At 54.1% G+C, this 19347-nt stretch carries 11 protein-coding genes and 1 tRNA gene; 8 read left to right on the top strand and 4 right to left on the bottom strand.

What is annotated here, in order from left to right; all coding sequences use genetic code 11:
- Positions 1-17 precede the first annotated feature (17 nt).
- Entirely contained in the window at positions 18-803 is a 786-nt protein-coding gene (locus LAO76_12940; protein ID MBZ5491829.1) for a hypothetical protein, read from the top strand.
- 58 nt (positions 804-861) lie between these two features.
- Here the strand turns inward: LAO76_12940 and LAO76_12935 are convergent, their stop codons facing one another.
- Positions 862-1230, bottom strand: a complete 369-nt coding sequence (locus tag LAO76_12935; protein MBZ5491828.1) for an iron-sulfur cluster assembly accessory protein — start codon at positions 1228-1230, stop codon at positions 862-864.
- Between the two features lie 322 nt (positions 1231-1552).
- Between LAO76_12935 and LAO76_12930 the strand changes: the two genes are divergently transcribed.
- Positions 1553-1813: a hypothetical protein gene (locus LAO76_12930; protein ID MBZ5491827.1), complete on the top strand. Its 261-nt coding sequence runs from the start codon at positions 1553-1555 to the stop codon at positions 1811-1813.
- A gap of 89 nt (positions 1814-1902) precedes the next feature.
- On the opposite strand, the gene LAO76_12925 is transcribed toward LAO76_12930, so the two are convergent.
- Positions 1903-3933 (bottom strand): hypothetical protein, encoded by a 2031-nt coding sequence (locus LAO76_12925; GenBank protein ID MBZ5491826.1) that lies wholly within the window; start codon positions 3931-3933, stop codon positions 1903-1905.
- 212 nt (positions 3934-4145) lie between these two features.
- Here LAO76_12925 and LAO76_12920 point away from each other — a divergent pair.
- Positions 4146-4222: transfer RNA gene (locus LAO76_12920), tRNA-Val, on the top strand.
- Between the two features lie 592 nt (positions 4223-4814).
- Here the strand turns inward: LAO76_12920 and LAO76_12915 are convergent.
- Positions 4815-7166, bottom strand: a complete 2352-nt coding sequence (locus LAO76_12915) for a fibronectin type III domain-containing protein (protein MBZ5491825.1) — start codon at positions 7164-7166, stop codon at positions 4815-4817.
- Positions 7167-7946: 780 nt separating this feature from the next.
- Positions 7947-8687, bottom strand: coding sequence for an RNA polymerase sigma factor (locus LAO76_12910; GenBank protein ID MBZ5491824.1), 741 nt, complete (start codon positions 8685-8687; stop codon positions 7947-7949).
- Positions 8688-9202: 515 nt separating this feature from the next.
- Between LAO76_12910 and LAO76_12905 the strand changes: the two genes are divergently transcribed.
- From LAO76_12905 to LAO76_12885, 5 genes are all read left to right on the top strand, one after another.
- On the top strand, positions 9203-11455 hold the full coding sequence (locus tag LAO76_12905; protein ID MBZ5491823.1) for a multicopper oxidase domain-containing protein: 2253 nt from the start codon (positions 9203-9205) through the stop codon (positions 11453-11455).
- Between the two features lie 84 nt (positions 11456-11539).
- Complete coding sequence (locus tag LAO76_12900) at positions 11540-12547, top strand: SCO family protein (GenBank protein MBZ5491822.1); 1008 nt, start codon at positions 11540-11542, stop codon at positions 12545-12547.
- 194 nt (positions 12548-12741) lie between these two features.
- Positions 12742-15144 carry a hypothetical protein gene (locus tag LAO76_12895; protein ID MBZ5491821.1) on the top strand — a complete coding sequence of 801 codons (2403 nt, stop codon included), beginning with the start codon at positions 12742-12744 and terminating at the stop codon, positions 15142-15144.
- A 197-nt stretch (positions 15145-15341) separates the two neighbouring features.
- Entirely contained in the window at positions 15342-17639 is a 2298-nt protein-coding gene (locus tag LAO76_12890; protein MBZ5491820.1) for a hypothetical protein, read from the top strand.
- Between the two features lie 719 nt (positions 17640-18358).
- Complete coding sequence (locus LAO76_12885; GenBank protein ID MBZ5491819.1) at positions 18359-19087, top strand: sigma-70 family RNA polymerase sigma factor; 729 nt, start codon at positions 18359-18361, stop codon at positions 19085-19087.
- Positions 19088-19347: the final 260 nt, after the last annotated feature.

Here is a 19347-nt window from a genome sequence, read left to right as displayed (position 1 = left end):
ATTTTAATATGCGTTGTATGAAATTAGGCCGAACCCACTCAAAAGAATCCGGCTACGTGTTACTGGCCTTAATGCTCACAATGACGCTGATGTTGATCGCGTTGTCCGTGGAAGCGCCGAGGATCGCGCAGCAGATCAAGCGCGACAAAGAAGAAGAGATGATCCATCGCGGCAAAGATTACGCCACCGCGGTAAAGCGATTTGTCCACAAAAATGGCGGCCGCTATCCTGTTTCCGTTGAGCAACTGGAGAACACCAATCACGTTCGTTTCCTGCGCAAAAAATATGTAGACCCCATGACCGGCGACTCCGACTGGAAAATGGTGCACGTGGGTGAGGCACAGATCAACATCCCCGCGCCGCAAAACCAGACAGGCACCTTGCCCACGTCTTCCCTTACGCAAAGTTCACAATCAAACAATTCAAATACCGCGGGTGGCGGAACAACGAATAGCGGAGGAACAGCAAACACTGGCGGGACTGGTGGCAGCGGGTCTTCCGGATTCAATGGAACCCTCGTGACTTCAAACATCGGTAATGGTCCGACGGTAGGCGGGGGCCAGATCATGGGCGTTGCCAGTGTCAGCAAGAAACAAGGGATCAAAGAATTCAACGATAAGGACCATTACGACGAGTGGTACTTCGTCTATGATCTGCGGCTGGAGCAGAGCGGCGGTAGCGGCGTAACCGTGGCTGCGCCTCGGGCAGGAGGAAATGCGACAGGAAGCTCCGGTGCTCCTAAAAATCCAGACGCACAGCCCACCCCCGTGCAGACTCCAGCTCCTACACCACCGCAGAACTAAAAAGGCAAAAGCCTCGTCATTGCGACGAGGCTTTAATCTCTCAGGAAGAAAATCTTTGCTACACGTTGAAGGAAGAACCACAGCCGCAGGTGCTCTTCACGTTCGGATTCTCAAACTTGAAGCCTGAAGCTTCCAGGGTTTCCACAAAGTCCACGACGCAGCCATTCAGATACATGGCCGAGGTCGCATCCACATAAACTTTCAGGTCGTCAAAGGTATAGACCTTATCCATGACGCCGGGCGCGTTCTCAAAAGACATGGAGTAAGAGAAGCCGGAGCAGCCGCCGCCCACAACGCCGATACGCAAACCTGCCGGCACTGGATTCTGCTGGCCCATGATCTCCTTAACCTTGGTTACTGCCGTTGGAGTCAAATTAACCGGCAATTTGGGAGTGGTTTCTACGTTTGGAGTCGTTGTGGTAGCCATTTATGGTCTCCTTTGGCGCTGGCTGCAAGCCCTATTATACACGGGTTCACTGCTGATTCTATTAGGCTTCTAGTGCTTAGATGAACCAAAGCATTTACGGGTCGCACCATTTTTCTGTCTGCCCAGCTTCTTTCCCCGCTCAGCCGCCACCCTTAACCATTCACTGCCAGTTCCCTCACCCATCTACTCACGAAAATACTGGATTTTTCCGCCTCGGGCAGGCTTATAATGCCCGTAAAGGTTCCACCTACACCCTCGCCGCGACCCGCGGTTGCGGCCTCTCTGTAAGCGGAATCGGCCAAAAATCCAAGGTGGTGTTCTTATGATGACGCCTCTCCTCATTCTTTGGGCCGGTTTAACAGTCGTGCTGATCGTACTTCTGATCTATCGCAGCACCCTTTCCATGCACGAAGATGATCAATTGTTCCTGGGAAATTCTGAAGCTCACATGGCCAAAGAGCAACAGGACCTGATCGTGAAAATGAACAGGATTGAACCCTGGGTCAAAGTGTGTGGCGCGGGCTCTGCCTTGTTGTTTTTCCTGATCGCGGGAATAATGCTTTACTCGCGTTTCAACATTTAGCGCGGCACAGGCCCACATTCACGCGCAATAGGCTAAGTTTGTGTGTCTATTGGCAGGCTGGACCACGGACAAACGACGTTAGTGTTTCCTCAGATGCTGCATGCCGCAAGGGCGGCCTGTTCCACTGGCAATTCCAGTGAGATGCGTGCGCCATGCGGCTCCAGGTTTTCCGCATGGATCTCTCCACCGTGTTCCTTTACGATGCCGTAACAGATGCTTAGCCCCAAACCCGTGCCTTTGCCAACAGGTTTAGTGGTATAGAAGGGGTCAAAAACGCGGTTCAAGTCTGCAAAACCATACCCATTGTCGTCAAAGCAAAGTATTACACGGCCATTGCTGCAGCTTGCCTCAATCCTGATTCGCTTTTTGGCGTTTCCTTCCAGCGCGTCGATTGAATTATTCAGCAGGTTTAACAGTATCTGTTTGAACTGGTCTTCATCCAGCGCCACGTGCGGCAGGCCAGGCTCAATCTGGACCTCAACCTCTATGTTGTGATTATGCAAATGGTACTCGCGCAGAGCCAGAACGTCCTGCAATAGCACCTCAAGATTTGCCGATTTCCTGGCCAGAGTGTTCTGGCGGGCGAAGCGCAGCAGGTTTTCAATGATTCGCTTCATGCGTTGGGCTTCACGCAACATTTTGTCCAGTTTCTGCCGCGCCGGACCTTCAGGAACCTCGTCGCTGATAAGCTCCGTGTAACCCACGATGGATGTCAGCGGATTGTTCAATTCATGGGCGACGCCTGCAACAAGCTGGCCAATCGCCGCCAGTTTTTCCGCACGCGCTAATTGGCGGTGCAAAGCGGCGTTGTCCACCGTCACCGCAAGATCGCCGGCGAGCAATTCGATTTTGGTCAGCTCCTCGGCATTTACACGCGTGACTTCCCGTGGATCGCTCAGACCAATGCATCCCACATGCACACCGCGCATGGAACGCAGCGGCACCAGTATCTGGTTTCCTTTCGTCCAATGTGGGGAAGGTTCAAAGCTGGTGGAACTGGGCACCTGGCCGTATTTTTCCATCTGCTCGGGCCGCAGGATAACCGATCTCTCACCGAATTTCTCGCCTATGGTGCATGCTTCCACCATGTCATCAAATTTCCAAACCTCATTGCACTTGTGCTCGATAAGGGTTTTCGCATCGCCTTCATAACCAGCGTGTCCGGCGGCAAACAGGTTTCTGCCATCATTGCTGAGAATAATTACAACCCGATCAAAGGTGGTAGTTTCCCTGATGGCGGCGGCAATTTCATTGCAGACTGAATTCACCTCCACCCCAGTCAGAAGTCTTGAAGTTATGCCGGCAAATTTCTGCAGCTGATGGTTCAGTTTCTGCTCGCGCCGTCCGGCGGATCGCAGGAACTCTGATTTGTCTTCCAGAAGCGTGAGGATCATTCCAAAAGCGACGAAAAACTTAGGAGTGTTCCAGAGCTCGGGATTTATCTTGAGCGTGGGCGCCCACACATACATCATTTGCCCAAGGGGAAAGACGGCGCCCCAAAGCAGAAAGCCGCCGACACTGGTGACCACGCCCGGTGACCAGCGAGGATAGCGCCTGAAAAACAGGAATCCAGGGAAAGCAAAGGCCAGAGTAAGAATGGCGAGAAACCCAAAGGCAAAGTGCCCCTGCCATGCCCGCACCATCGCCACTGTCCCGGTGATAGCAACAATCGGCGCCCACAGAAAAAATGTGGTAACCACCTTGCGTCGCAGGACAACGAACAACGGCGTTCCGTAAAAAATAATGACAGCGCAGGAAATGTAAAGCCATCGCCAGTTGCGTTGGTATGCCAGACCAGCGGTATAAGCCAGTGCAGGCACGCCGGTCAAGGTAAGGAGACAAAGGGTCAGCCATGCGTCTTCGAAAAAAGACGTCAGAGAAGCAACAAAGTAAAGTGCGGAAAGCTGAAGGCTGCCAAGATCGATCATGAACGTCAAGGGCGTCCAAGTGCCGTCAGCAGGCTCAAATATCTGGACAAAGAAATGGACAAAAATGAGCGCCCATGCCGCGATCCACAGATGAAGCCGGGGCGATTTAACGTGGCGGCGCAGCGCCACAAAAATGCCCACCATGACGGCCAATACCAGGATCGTGGGGAGCTTGTCGAACAAGACGGCCATTTTCGCAATTTTCCAGTCTCAGAAAAGCCAAATTTACCATGACCATAGCAGGAAACTGCGGTTAAAGGCCACACCTTGGTAACCAGAGTAACTCCCCTTCAGAATGAATGCTTTGTTCCATTTTGGGAAAACTACTTTTGACCCGATCCACCGCAGCCGCTATACTGCGAACACCCCCAATAACCGCGCCAAATCCCCATAATGCGCGCAAAGGGCGATTAGCTCAGCTGGTTAGAGCGCCTGCCTTACAAGCAGGAGGTCCACGGTTCGAGTCCGTGATCGCCCACCATTCGAATCAACAGCTTGCCCACAAAATACGCTCACACGGAAGGTATCGGGCAGAGATGATCCTGAAGTAGTTGAGAGAAATCCATTGCTCGACAGTAGCGGCCAATTAATGAAATATATCGGACACTACTTCATTATCGCAGCCTAGCTGTCCGTCGACTCCTGATTTCAAACAAGTCAATCCTGACTTGTGCCTTTCGCACCCGTATAACCCGTTGAAGACAATCGCATTTCAACTTTGGAACGTCACGAGCGAGTCCCTCATCTGAAATCCTTGTCCCCAACCGTGCGGCTTTTGAAAGCGAATTTTTGTTTTTTCTGTAGATAGATTGAAATAAGTTTTATTTTTCCTATACATCGAGCGGGCCGGCAACTGACGGGCTTGACACCGCTACGTACACATCAACAACTGCTATTTCTGAGATCAGCGATTTGTTGATCGATTACAACCAGCCTCTCGACAGGGACAGATTTTTTTGGTGGTAAGTTTCCTCACGTTGTTGGAGGGAACATGCACAACACGTTAGCGTAAAATCCCGGACGCAAAAAAAGCTGCCGGGTGGAACCCAGCAGCTAATAGCTATTACGAGTCTTTATTTTGCGTTGATGACGACCGCGGCTGAGTTGTTGGCAGGGTTCGTGTCTGTTCCGTCGAATGTTGCAGAGCCGGTAAACGGCAGCGAACCGGCTGCGGCTACGGTGAAGTTCAAGGTCACCTGCATTGTTTGGCTTCCAGCAAGGCTAGCCAAACTGCAAGAGACGGTTCCGCCCGCCGTTCCCGGCGCCGGTCCGGTGCAGGTAACTCCCAGGCTTCCGCTGACCGAGCTGTAGATCACTCCGCTGGGCAGAGTTGCGGCGAACACTACGTTGTTGGCCACAGTAGTCTGATTATTCCTGACCTGCCAGTTGATGAAATCGGCAGTGTTGACGCTCGGTCCACCGTTTGCCGGTGAACCGGTAACCTGGATGTCAGTTGTCGTCGTTGGGGCAGCGATCACAGTAGTAATGGAAGCGCTGTTGTTGGCCGGTGTGGGGTCAGTCAATGCGGTGCCAGTCGCATCGAAGGCCTGAACACTGGCTGAGTCGGTGATCTGCGCCGTGACGTTGAGCGTGATGGTCACTTTGGCAACCACGCTAACGTCGAGCGCTCCGAGATTGCAGTTGATCAGAGTGCCGCCTGCTGTGCAAACGCCCTGGCTTGTACTTACCGATACGAAGGTCGCGCCCGATATGGGAAGCGTATTGCTGAGCACCACGGCCGGCGCGGGTCCGGCTCCGGTGTTGGTGACCGCGAGCGTGTAAATGACATTCGATCCGGTCGGGACAGAAGTGGCTCCGGTAATGGCGAGACTAAGATCGGGTAGTCCTGCCGAAACTGAAGGTGTCACGCCGTTGGAGAGCGCCGAATCCGGCCCTGAGCCGATTCCGTTGGTTGCATGAACAATAAATGTGTAGGTGGTCCCGTTCGTAAGTCCGGCGACCACCGCACTGGTTGCCGGTGCCGCCACCGTGACCGGTGTTCCAGTTGCAATTCCTCCAACCAGAGCGGTCACTGTGTAAGACGTAATTGGCGATCCACCATCGTCCGCTGGAGCGGTCCAGGAAACGCCGGCTTGCGCGTTTCCGGCGTTTGCGGTTACCGCAGTAGGCGCGCCAGGAACCGTGATGGCGTGTGGCGTTACCGAATTACTCGGCAGCGAGAATGGGCTTACGCCGATATCATTGGCCGCGCTGACTTCGAATTGATACGTAACGCCATTGATGAGTCCCGTAATCAATGCACTGGTGGGTGGAACTGTGCTGCCTGCGGGCGGCGCGACAATAACGTCGGGAACTGTGATTCCATTCGAGGCGAAGGAATTATGCACCGTGTAACTGGTAACAGCGCCTCCGCCTGAGAGTTCCGTCCAGCTTACTGTAGCCTGCCCATCGCTCGCAGTTGCCTTAACATTAATAGGAGTCGAAGGAGCGACAGGCCCTGGAGTGAGCACAACCTGGAACAATCTTCCGTTCCCCGGCGTGACTCCATTGCTGGGATCATCCGCCACGAACAGGATTGGATTGGCCGGATCAACAGTATCCAGCGCCAGAGCGCTGATGAATGAGAAGTCCGCGCCACCATAGTTTGTAGTGGTCTGGGCATTACTCAGCCCGATCGCCACATTGGCTATCTGGGTCACGGTCGTGCCGTCAGAGAAAAATAGATTGTTTCCGTTCAGAGACGTACCCTGTTGATCGCTGATCATTAGCGAAGCGCCGGCGGTTACCGGCAAAACGCTGGTTCCCGTGCAGCCATTGTTTGCAATTTTGCATTGGTCTGCATCCGGGATCTCGTAGGCAGAGATCGTATCGACGCCGAACAAGGTGTGACCCATCCATCCGAGAGCCAAGTTACGCTTATTGCTGGGGATGTTGGCAACACTCTGAACGTCGCTGCAGGGAACGGTCTGTCGGTCCGGCGCGGGTACGCGGACAATGTTCCCGTTCTTCCTGAAGCCGATATACATGGCGGCATCAGGTCCAAGCGCTAGACTATCCGGCTGATTTCCGAAAATCCCGCAGTTCACTGCTACGGCAGTGATGCCAAGCTGGTCAATCGATCCCTGTCCGTTATCACCCGCGGAAAGATAATGCAGGCTCACCAGGCCCAGTTTGCCGGTATCCGCCGTGTACAGAAGGCTGTTTTCAGGATCAAACGTCAGGATGCTTGGCCGGACCTGAGATACGAGACAAGTAGCCAGGTTAATTGAGTGAGCACCAGGCGTGTCGATATCGGGATCAATGCGGCACAGTCCCAAAGCAGCATCGGTTACCCAGACGTGCCGGACGGAATTACCGGTCGTTGGATTGATCGCCGTCCCACTCAGGACTTGAGCGCCCGTGGGAGCCGTTAAGCCGGTTCCAAAAAGGTTCGTGCTTGTGGTTTGCGCGTTAGCACCAGCCATGTTAATTACGAAAACGTTAAGAAGAAAAACGGCAATGAGTGCTGCAAGGGTTCTTTTGCCGTTTGAGAAGATCCTGAACTGCCAACTGGAGTCAAATACGGGGGTGTTTGTCATCACAAAATTGGGTCCCATTTCTCCGGAAGTATCTTTGGTCGATCTATCTATGCGCCTCGAGCCTGCTCGGACAATATTTCTCTCAATTGAACGCGAGCCTATCATTTCTCAATACATATCGCAATACGATGTATTGTTTGCAGTTCGCGGACACAACAGCGGCACCGTCCGGCAAAGGTTGCTTAGTTCATATCGACGGCCGAGATGAGTTCTCGCCGCCGCTGTTTCACAGCAGAATCACAATGTATCTTGTGGCCGATTTCTTGAACCCAAGCTCAGGAATGAGCATGGCGCCCGCAAAGCCGGGTTAGAGAAGCAGGATTCGTAAGGTCGTCCAGACAATAGGTCGGGCGGCTATTGACGGTGGCAATCAGACTGTAACCAACGCGGCACCCGCATTGGTTGTCACTGCCAGACCCTCGGAACAACTATCTAGATAGAGTAAACTTTTGCACTTTAGATATAGGGGAACATTAAAAATCTTAAGAATTTTTTGATGCAGTGTACTTTTGACGTAATGAGTCGCGACTCAGAGTACATGCCGGTGGATCCGATCTAGTCCTTACGACCTACTATTAATCATGACGTGACCTTATCGTTCGCGCCTTGAATCGTCTTTCCCAATTTGGAGCACGGTCATTCCTACGGGTTTGCAGCATATCTGTATCACGCTGCCGCATCGTTCTCCATGCTCTCAGCACTGCTAAGTGTAAAATCAGTCTCTTTCTTCAGCTTCTCTTGTGCGTGCAGAGGCCGACGGCAAACGGCACATTGCGTCAGCATGGGCGCCAGGATTTCCCGCAATTTGCGTCGCGCGCGTCGCAGACGGCTCATTGCGTTGGCCTCGGTGATACCGAGTTTGCGCGCGGTCTCGGCGATACCTGACCCGCCTGCACCGGCGAGTTCCCAAACTTTACGGTAGTTGTCTCGCAAGCTCGCGACTGCATGCAGCAGCGCCTGCTGCATTTCCACCTCTTCCACTGACGCCAGCGGACCGGGGCGTGGATCGGCGGGCACGGCACATGCGCATGAACCCTCGTCTTCATCGCCTTGACGGTCAAGCGGCTCGAACAGATGCTTCCGGTTCTTGCGCAGCCGCGTGCGCGCGGCGTTGCGCGCGATTTGCAGGACCCAGTGACCAAAGGAATCGGTTGACTGGATGCTTTTCAAATGCAGCATCACCTTTAATGCTGTGTCCTGGATCACGTCTTCTGCTTCGGCATGATCGCGCAGGATAGCCAGAGCAAGTGACTTGATGCGGGGAAGATGTGGCGCCAGAAGATCTGGCAGCAAATCCGTTTCGCCGGACTGTATCCGGCGGATAAGTTCAACTTCTAAAAGAACGGTGGGGCAATTCTCCTGAACGGCTGGAAACACTTCACCTGCGAAACCCATGGTTAAATACATCCCTACTTCTGGCCCCGCGCTGGCCATTGACTCGAAAGAGTCACCTTCTATTGGATAGCGTGTGGGAAGCCTATCACAAAGCAAATATCGTGTCACGATATATATTTGTTTTGTTTTATTTTTGAAAACGCTCGTCGAACTCAGCTTTGGTAAACGGACTTTCCGTTCTAAATCTTTTTTGATATTCCCGAGCGCTGTAATTGTCCGTAACACCAGCCTAGGAATGATTTTGTGGGGTCATCGGGGGAAGGCAGGTGACCCAATGTGAGTTGCCGCTGAGTCTTGTTCTCTGTACGCCACAATCAACACAACGGTGAGATCCTCACCGATCAACATCTGGATTCACAGGCGATGACTAGACAGTCTTCTGGCACGACTGTTGTTTACTGTCGAGTTGTCTTTACCCAAGTGCGATGAGCTAGGCGCCGGACGACGGAAATCCGGTTGCCAGCTCTCAACCTCGCCGCATCATTCGATCTCAATTGATCGCGGTGGTCTACAGGAGTGCAGCCACAATGAGTATCTTCTATCTTCCAAAGAATGCATCGAAAGCCCGCGTGCGAGAAGCAGAGAATGCGCGCAAGAACCGGGCTGAGATCATGAAAGCTTATTCCCAAGGCAAGGTCTCGCGTCGAGACCTGATGAAATGGGGACTATTTACCACGGCTGGCATGATGGCGCCGATCAGTGGTCTGAGCCCTTTTGTAGCATACGCCAGCGGCGGGAGTGGGGGATCCAGCAGCATTCCCACGGGCATGCCGGCTAGTCCTCTCTTTGGCGTTCAGGCATTCACCACGCCCATGCCACGCTTTGACGTAATTTCACGCAACCCGCTAAGTTCGCTGAATCCTGTGCCGACTGCGGAAGCCAATCAAACCCAGCAGCCGCTGAATCCCGCACTCGTTGGCGGCCAGACTGGATTGACTGGTCCCATTGAAGGGCGACCACCAGGAGCAATCTGGGCACATCAGCAGTTCGACAAATTTCCGCCGCAGGTTGCCGCGGAAATGACGCAGTTAGGTGCAACTACCAATACGGTTTACAACCCAGGAGTCGCTTCCAATCTTAATTCCGGCATTAATCCCACCGCCAATATACCGCTGAAATTCCATCCTGGGATGCCCACGCAAGATGCAAACTCCGTTTGGACGTTTAACGGAACAATTCCTCCCAAGCTCGTGCAAGGCCGTTACGGCGAGCCCATCTTGTTCCGTCACCACAACGGCCTGCCGTTCGATATAACCCAAAACAATGGCTTTGGCCGAAACACGATTTCCACTCACGAGCACAACGGCCACCACGGAGCAGAGAATGACGGTTTTACGGGAGCGTATTTCTTCCCGGGCCAGTTCTATGATTACCACTGGCCCATCGTTCTTGCCGGCATCTTCAGCGTGAACACTGATGCTACGGATCCCATGGCCAGCAGTCCCGCCGATAACGGTGGACTGAACAAGGTGCCGGGGGACTGGCATGAAACCATGTCAACGCACTGGTTCCACGATCACATGTTCAGCTTCACATCGCAGAACGTCTACAAAGGCAACGCGGCCATGTTCAATATTTACAGCGGCCTTGATCGCGGAGACGAAACGGTCAACGACGGTGTGAATCTGCGGTTGCCCAGCGGCTCTGCGAACGGCAAAGGCTGGGGGAACCTGGACTATGACGTCAACCTCATGCTTGCCGATAAAGCCTGGGACAGCAATGGACAGCTGTTCATGGATATTTTCCAGTTTGATGGCTTTCTGGGCGATGCCATGACAGTCAATTTGACCTACAAGCCGTATTTCGAAGTGGAACGGCGCAAGTATCGTTTCCGCATCCTGAACGCCAGCGTTTCCCGGTTCTTCAAGATCTGCCTGAGTGATGGTTCCACATTCATGCAGATCGCGAATGACGGAAACCTGCTGCCCCATCCTGTGCAGCTCACCGCGCTCGACGAACAAGGTATTGCCGAGCGCTATGACATTGTGATTGATTTCTCGCGCTACGGCGTCGGGAGCAAGGTATGGTTTGTGAACCTTTGCGAGCATCAGGATGGCAAGAAGCCCGCACAAGATCGCACGCTTGCTGACGCGCTGGCCGGGAAGTCTTCTGATCCCTGCGTCGGCAAGTTCATGGAATTCCGGATCGTGCGTGATCCGGCAGTGCCTGACCAGAGCCAGGTGCCTGCCACGATGATCCCGAACCCTGACCTCTCGAACATCCCGATTGCGCGCGAGCGGACGTTCGTGTTCGGCAGTGGAGCATCGCAGAATCAAAGCGATCCAATTACTTCCTTTATCACTGGCGCGGGTGGCCAGACCGGACCATGGGGCATTGCGACCGACGGCGGCAAAATGCTCAATGCAGACTTCGGCCGGCTCTCTGCCGCGCCTAAATTCGGCACACGAGAAGTGTGGCACCTGGTCAACGGCGGTGGTGGATGGGATCACCCGATTCACATCCACTTTGAAGAAGGCCAGATCCTCTCACGAACCGTGGCGGGCGTACCTGTGACGGTACCCGACTGGGAACTGGGACGCAAAGACGTGTATCGGCTGCGTCCCAACGGCAGCGTAACGCTCACCATGCAGTTCCGTGATTGGGGCGGCATGTTCATGGAGCACTGCCACAACACCGTGCACGAGGACAACGCCATGTTGCTGCGATGGGAACTGGATGACAGCGGAGCGCCTTTCTTGCGTCCCCTGCCCACGCCCGTCCCGCATCCGACCGGCGTGACCTTCCAAACCCCCGATGAGGTGCTGCCAACAGCGTATTAACACGCTTGGCGCCGAATGAAAGCGAGCCGCCCTGGCCCAAACCAGGGCGGGGCGGCTCGCAATTTTCCTACTCAGGAGCAATTCATGTTTCACCCAAAATTCCGTATGGGGCTTTCCTTGGCCGCCCTCTTGTCTTTTGCGGCCCTGATTTTCATCTTTCGCTCGCCCGCGGCAAAAGCGTTCGACAACGCCCATTGGGGAGCCAATTACTTCCCCAATACCGAACTGGTCACTCAGGATGGCAAGAAGGTGAAGTTCTATGATGATCTTGTTCGCGGAAAGATCGTAGTCATCGACCTTATTTATACCCACTGCGTGGACTCATGCCCGCTGGAGACCGCCAGGCTGGCGCAGGTGCAAAAATTGCTTGGCGATGCTGTGGGCAAGCAGATTTTTTTCTACTCCATAAGCATTGATCCGCAGCATGATACTCCCGCGGTACTCAGAGAGTACGCGGAAAAGTATCACGCCGGCCCGGGCTGGCTGTTCCTGACGGGGAAAAAAGAGGATATTGACCAGCTGAGCAAGAAAATCGGGCTCTACACCGATCCTGATCCGAATGATCGTGATGGCCATAGCCCTAGCGTATTGATCGGCAGCGAACCCACAGGGCAATGGATGCGAAATGGCGCCACTGACAACCCGCGCTTCCTGGCCACGCTGATTGGTGACTGGCTGAACAACTGGAAATACTCCGCTACCCAGAAGCAGACAACTTCCGCTGATCTAAAGCCCGTCAAGCTGAATCCAGGCCAGTACGTCTTCTCCACCCATTGCGCCGCCTGCCATACGGTTGGACATGGCGTCAAGATTGGCCCCGATCTTCTTGGAGTGACAACCGCACGAAACCGTGACTGGCTGAAGCGCTTTATTCAGGAGCCCGACAAAGTAATTGCCGAAAAGGACCCTACTGCTCTGGCTCTATTCAGGCAGTACAAGCAGGTACGCATGCCTAACCTCAGGCTCGCCGACGGAGACGTTATGGCGATTCTCAAATTCCTTCAGGAAGAAAGCGCGACCCGTCGGGAGACACAATCACAACATCAGGGTACCGAAGGTTTGCGCCGGCAGGTTGCCGACAGGAATCGCTAGCGGATTCCTTCCACAGAATGGCCTCCATCGCGCGTCTTGGTGGCACGCAAAATTTAAGAGTTTCAACGAACTGGCTCACAGGACTTCCGTATGCAAGTTGCGCTCTCCAAAAGAACGGAGCGCCGCTTTCATAATCGCCGGCATCTATGCCGCGATTGTTCCTGTGAAGCCAACAACGGAGCACGAGGATGAGAATGTCTTCACACAAATATTATCGGGCGCTGCGAATCGCAGTGTTAGCCATTACTACGATTTTCGCACTCGGTTATTACGGTCATGTGCGGGCCCAAAGCACTGCAACACCTCCGAAAGTAGTTCCTATCCGGCCTCTCGCGGCCCTAAGTACGGTTCCCATCCCTGATGTTCCGGGATTGAGCGACTATGTTGCGGATAAAGCCGCCGCCATTGAATTGGGCAAATCACTTTTCTGGGACATGCAGGCCGGCAGCGACGGCATGACTGCATGCGCCTCATGCCATTTCAATGCGGGCGCTGACAGCCGCGCAGTGAATGAGGTGGACCCCGGAATCAGGGCGGGGGAGACCACTTTCCAGATGGGGGTGCATCTGAACGGTGCAATTTATCCCAATTACAAATTGAATCCTGGAACTGCGGGCGCCGGATTCGGCGGATACCATGACGGTGATTTCCCTCTGCACAAGCAAGGCAACGTCGACACCCGCAACAATCCCATTTCTGATGTGAATGACATTGTGGGCTCACAAGGACAGTTTTCCCAGGCGTTTGACAGCGTCCGCTTGTTCAACGGAACTGAAAACACTACGGTGACTTCTGACTCGATCTTCTTCTACCCAGACCCCACAGACCCCACCAAGAAAATCGACACCCGGCAGGTAGAGCCGCGCAATACGCCCAGCGTGATCAATGCCATTTTCAACTATCGCAGCTTTTGGGACGGTCGCGCCCAGAATACTTGTAACGGCGCCAACCCGTTTGGCGAACGCGATACAACGTCACATTTCTTCGCGGCGAGCACTACATCCGCGCCGCTCACGCCCACCCTGGTACGGCTCCAGAACTCTTCCCTGTGTTCGCAGGCTCTGGGGCCGCCAGGAGCGTCGTTTGAAATGTCGGCTGCAAATCGCAATTTCCGCGACATAGGGCGGAAGATGCTAACGGTGGATCCTTTGTCGGGTAATGTCCCTCTTGCGCTCTCGAACCAAAAGGTAAAGACCTCTGACAGCAAACTCGGCAAGGACAGCAGCAATACCGGCCTGGGACTTGATACCGGCTACGAGACACTGATCAAAACCGCGTTCCAGCCGAAATGGTGGCAATCGCGACTGCAGGTTTGCGTTTCCGACAGCGGCACGGAAACCATTATTGATCCTGACCTGAACCAGAACTGTCCCTCTGACGTGGCGAAGAAGCCGTATTCGCAAATGGAATACAACTTCTCTCTGTTCTGGGGCATTGCCATCCAGCTTTATGAAAGCACGCTGGTTGCAAACCAGACTCCGCTGGACCAGTACCTCAGCCAGCAGCAAACATACGTGCTGCAAGGCGACAGCCTGAAAAATTTCTACACCATCCAGCTGCCCGCCGGCGTTGATCCCATGACCATTTCTGTTGTAGAGCTCAACCCGACTCTGGATGCCAGTGACCAGGAGGTATTCGGGTTCGACGATGGCGCAGGACAGGTGAGCGGCGTGGGGATCACCAGCGGAACGATCAACTATTCAACGGGAACGGTGTCGATCCAGTTCGACGTGCCACCGCCAGCTGCTTATCCAATCAACATCAGTTACTCGGTCGGCTCTCTTCCGCTTACGCAGGGACAACTGCACGGGCTCCTGCTCTTCCAGACCAAGGGCCGCTGCATCACCTGCCACGGTGGGCCGGAACTCTCGAACGCCTCAGTTGCAAATGTCTCCACCATGCCGCTGGAGCGCATGGTCATGGGCGATTTCAATGTGCGCGTCTATGACAATGGGTTCTACAACATAGGAGTGCGTCCCGGGGTCGAAGACATAGGTCTGGCTGATGTGGACGGTGTTGTCGGACAGCCGCTTTCGCAATCCGAAATGCAGCGCGAGCGCGTCTGCAACGATGCCACATACTCCGTGATGGTGCCCGGCCGGCCCGGAGACGGCATCACTGCGGCGCCCCTGAGCTGCTATGACGATGTTGCACAAAAGGGGTTTCTCAAAACGCCCATGCTGCGGGACATAGCTCTCACCGCTCCCTACTTCCACAACGGCGGACAGCTGACGCTTGAGCAGGTGGTGGAGTTCTACAACCGCGGCGGAGATTTTCCGGATGGCTTCGACCAGATTCCGCTGATCGATCCCAACATTGTTCCCCTCGGCCTCACGATGCAGGAGAAGACGGACCTTGTGGACTTCCTCCGCAATGCGCTCACGGATCCGCGAGTAGTGAATCAGTCGGCTCCTTTTGATCACCCAGAGTTGTTTGTGCCGAATGGGCACCCGCCGGATCCGAATACCGGCTACCCGGTACAGAACGATGCCAAAAACCCGGGGCGAGCAACCGATCAGTTGCTGGATATTCCTGCCACCGGGGCGACTGGCGGGACAGCGATACCAACATTCTTACAAAACCTGCAGGCGCATTGAGTGGATTCATAGTTCCACTCAGCACGCCCCAGGAGCAACCAAAATCTCGCAAATATCAACGGATGGGACGGTACGAACAATTGAAAACGAAACGATTTGGTACTTCCGGATTACTCACATTAGCAATCACGCTGCTGATGTTGACCGCAATCGCTGCATCAGCGCAAACACCAACCATACCGCCGGAGCCGGCGAAAATGCCTGCCTCTCAGGGAGGGGTAGCGCCTTTTGACATGACCGGTTTCATACAGTTCGCGTCAGTCGATGCGGTCTGTACGCCGAACAGCAATCCCTCCGTGACGAATCCGCCAATGCCTGCAGGGTGCAAATCGGCAGGCGGCTGGATTCAGCTCAACGGGCATGTGGTCCGTGTTCCGCAGAACACCATTCTTCAAATGCCGGCAAACACGCTGACTTGGGAAGAAGTGTTTGAATACAACCCTCTCGCCCCTGGAAGCGAGAGCGGCCTGGCAATGGCGGACACTGCGCGGCTCCCCGGGACATTTGAAGCGCATATCCAGGGGAACATTGTGAATGGAACTTACATTGCCGGACTCATCTTCATTGCGCAGCAATCCTTGAACTCGAGCCAGGGATTCATTGAGTCATTGGATTATGCCAACGGCATCATGGTGGTGAACGGCAACAAAATCCAAATCAACGACCCACTTGGCCGCTTCAGCATCGGCAAGTCTCCTGACGTGCGTTTCTCGATCGATGAAGATAATCCGACCGTTCGCGCGCAAACGGCGTTTCCCATGTGCATTCCACGGCAGGACCCCGCCACGGGCAACGATCCACTGTGCCCGCAAAAAAACCGTCCACGTGATGCATCGGGCAATCCGCTGATGAAATTCACCATGGATCCATACGGCTCTTCCGTTTCTGGTTTCAGTCAGCCAACAGACTCGTCGGTCTTCGCTCCCTTTGAAGTGGGTGACTACGTTACGTATGCGGGAACGCTAATGGATGTGAATGGAGCTCGCATCATCTCTGCACACACGGTTATCGACAATGTAGGAATCTATACCTCTCCTGGCAACGATCCTGCTTACATTGCAATTGATGTACTGCTGCAAGGCGCTCCGGGAGTTCCGAACCCCGCGTTTCCGCAGGAAGCAACATCAAAAGCCAGGGTAGAAGGGTTCACTACGGACTCCAGCCGTCCGGTGGACATTTTCGCCGTCGATCAGGATTGCAACGGCATAATTAAAGATAGAGCGCCCTGGGCTTTTGAATTTACGCCTGAAGCAGGACCACCCTTTGCCGGAGTGCAGGGACGATTCCGCTGGCTTCCGACAGGCGGAAATTTTCTCCCCCCTGCGCGCACCGTCGGCGTGCAGATTGATTATCCACCGCCGACAGTTTACAACCAGACTCTTGGAATCATCGCGGGGCGTTATCAGGCACCCAACTTCACCTTCATCTTTCCTGAAAATCTGGGCGTTGGCGATCCTCCCGTCCCGCTGGACTTCAGTGACATCACATTTCTGGTCAACGGTTCAGGACCATGGGGCAGCTTTGCCAACCAGCCGATTGGGCAGCTTAATCCCTGGCCCGGCGCTGCAGCGCCTGCTCTGACCTGCACAACCTGGCCCACAGGCACAGCTCCTCCGGCAAACCCGGTTGCGAGCTACACAACTGCTGCCAGTCCAATTGTGGCCGGCACTCAGGTGACGTTAACTGCGGCGGGCAGCACGCCGAGCGATGGACCGTACGCCTGGAAACAGATAGTGAACAGCGGCGATCCTGTAGTAACGCTCTCCACGCCGGGCGCAATGACTTCCACATTTACGGCGCCGACGGTCGCAGCGAATACTAACCTTACTTTCCAAGTCACTGTGGGAGGAGGAAACACCACGACACCGGAAACCGCCACGGTGAGCGTTCCTATTACTCCGCCTCCAGGGCCCGCAGTTCCGTCGGTCAGTGCCAGCTCAAGTCCCGCCAACCCGGTAGCGAGCTTTGCAACGGTAACACTCTCTGCCAGCGGCGTGGATCCGGCAAACGGAACCCTTACTTATACGTGGGTGGCTCCGCAAGGCATTACGCTTACGCCGGTCGCAGGAACTAACGGAGCACAACAGACCTTCAGTACGAGCGTGCCTGCCTTTACCAGTCCGCAAACATTCACATTCAGTGTGACTGCCACAAGTTCAGCCTCCGGGCTCGTGTCGCCGAGTGCCTCAGTCGGCGTGACCGTGAATACGGTGGTGGACTCCATCACGATAACCTCGGTGACGTATCGCACCGGCAAGGCGCAGCTCACGGTTAACGCAACCGATAACACGCCCAACGTCCAGCTGACATGCACACTGAATGTCACCGATCCCGCAACAGGCCAACCTTATACTGGGGTCATGGGGCCCACGAGCCCTCCTGTCCCTAACAATTACACAATCATCTTTACGGGTGTAACTCAGCCGACGCTGGTGACCATCACTTCCAATGCTGGAGGCAAGGCAACGTCTGGCGTAACGAAAGTAACGCAGTAGAACAGACGCGGGCTGCCGTGTCCGCACCAGCAGACCAACATGGGGTCTGCTGGAGACCCCGCGATTCGGCAGCCGCATTAGTATGTACAGTCACACGGCCACAGTGGATGTACTAAACAAATCCAAGCATTGCTAGAAGAGGAGGGATATATAGCCGACAAAAAACATAGACTAGTAGGCATGGACCAGGAAATCGCGAGAGCAACGTTTCCATGATTGCATTTTGTAAACTAAGGGCAACTAACACCTGCTTAGTCCGTGCGATTGCCAGCCTCGTTCAATACAACTTCGTAAGCTTACTAAGCCTGCCGAATCATATTTTGAGGGAGCCGGACAAAAACCGCAGTAGTAGAGGGAGAATAAACAAAATCGGTGCACCCAAAACAATGGTAATTTTTTTGTTACCAGTCCTGAAAGTGATTGCCCAAAGTGGGCTCAAGCCTTAATAAAAATAAACACTCAGAATTGTCTATTCTTGTTCTGAAAATGGAATAAAAAAATAAATTATCGTCAGGGTATATTTTTGGGGGAATGAGGCTGCACCACCCTCAACTTTCTGAAGCATTCTGTTGATCTTTTCTGTAAATAAAAACAGTGATCTTTTAATGTCGTGAAGCGATACTCCTTTCATAGACTTACGTCACCGATGAGATGAAAGCTATTGATCTTTCCGGAATCCATAGCCAGTGCCGGGCCAGAAGTAGGGATGTATTTACAGCATGGTCTCCCCAGGTGAAGTGTATCCTGCCCTTCAGGATAATTGCCCCACAGTACTTTTGGAAGTAGAACTCATCCGCCGCGTACAATCCGGCGAAACAGAGTTGCTGCCAGTTCTTCTGGCGACGCATCTTCCGCGAATCAAAGCAGTTGCTTTGGCCATCCTGCGCGACCACGCCGAAGCAGAAGACGTGATCCAGGACACCGCATTGAAGGTCATGCTCAATCTGAAGAACATCCGGTCGAGCGATTGTTTCGGTCACTGGGTCTTGCAAATCGCGCGGAATGCTGCGCGCACGCGGTTGCGAAAGAGCCGCAAGCATCTGCTCGAACCGCTTGAACCACACTATCAGCAGGAAGAAGGAGAATCAGGCATGCGCGAAGTGCTGGCCGATCCGCGCCCGGATCCATTGGCGTCAGTGGAAGAAGTGGAATTACACAGTGCGCTGCTGCATGCCGTTGCCAGCTTGCGAGACAACTATCGTGAAGTCTGGGAACTCGCAGGCGCAGGCGGATCAAGCATCGCCGAAGCTGCGCGTAAGCTTGGTATTACTGAAGCCAACGCGATGAGCCGTCTGCGTCGCGCGCGGCGCAAGTTGCGCGAATTTCTCGCTCCCATGCTGACGCATTGTGACGCGTGTCATTCTTTGCATCCGATCATGAAGCTGCAACAAGAGACTGGCTCTCCACTCAGCAGACGTCTCATCAAAGGCAACGTCACTGCGGCTTGATGCACCAGCGCAAGCGCGTGGTTCTTAGTACCAGACTATGGTTTTAAATACTCTCATCCAAGTGACCCAGTTTTATCTTTCGCGAGTCTTTTCCTATAGAAAGCAAAGTCACTGGTTCTTATTTTGTAGCACGGCACGCCGCGGAATAGAATCGGCGCAGCGCTACATAGTTGTTCGCGTACTGTTCACAAAGCAAGTCCACGAGCCGTGTGCAGTATGCGGGTGAGAGCTGTTTCTTCTCGATCTTCAGTTCGCCCCGG

It is taken from the genome of Terriglobia bacterium, from assembly GCA_020072645.1.
In the GTDB taxonomy this organism is placed as follows: domain Bacteria; phylum Acidobacteriota; class Terriglobia; order Terriglobales; family Acidobacteriaceae; genus Angelobacter.
Note: the sequence above shows the minus strand (reverse complement) of the source record. Positions and strands in the feature narration are given on the sequence as shown.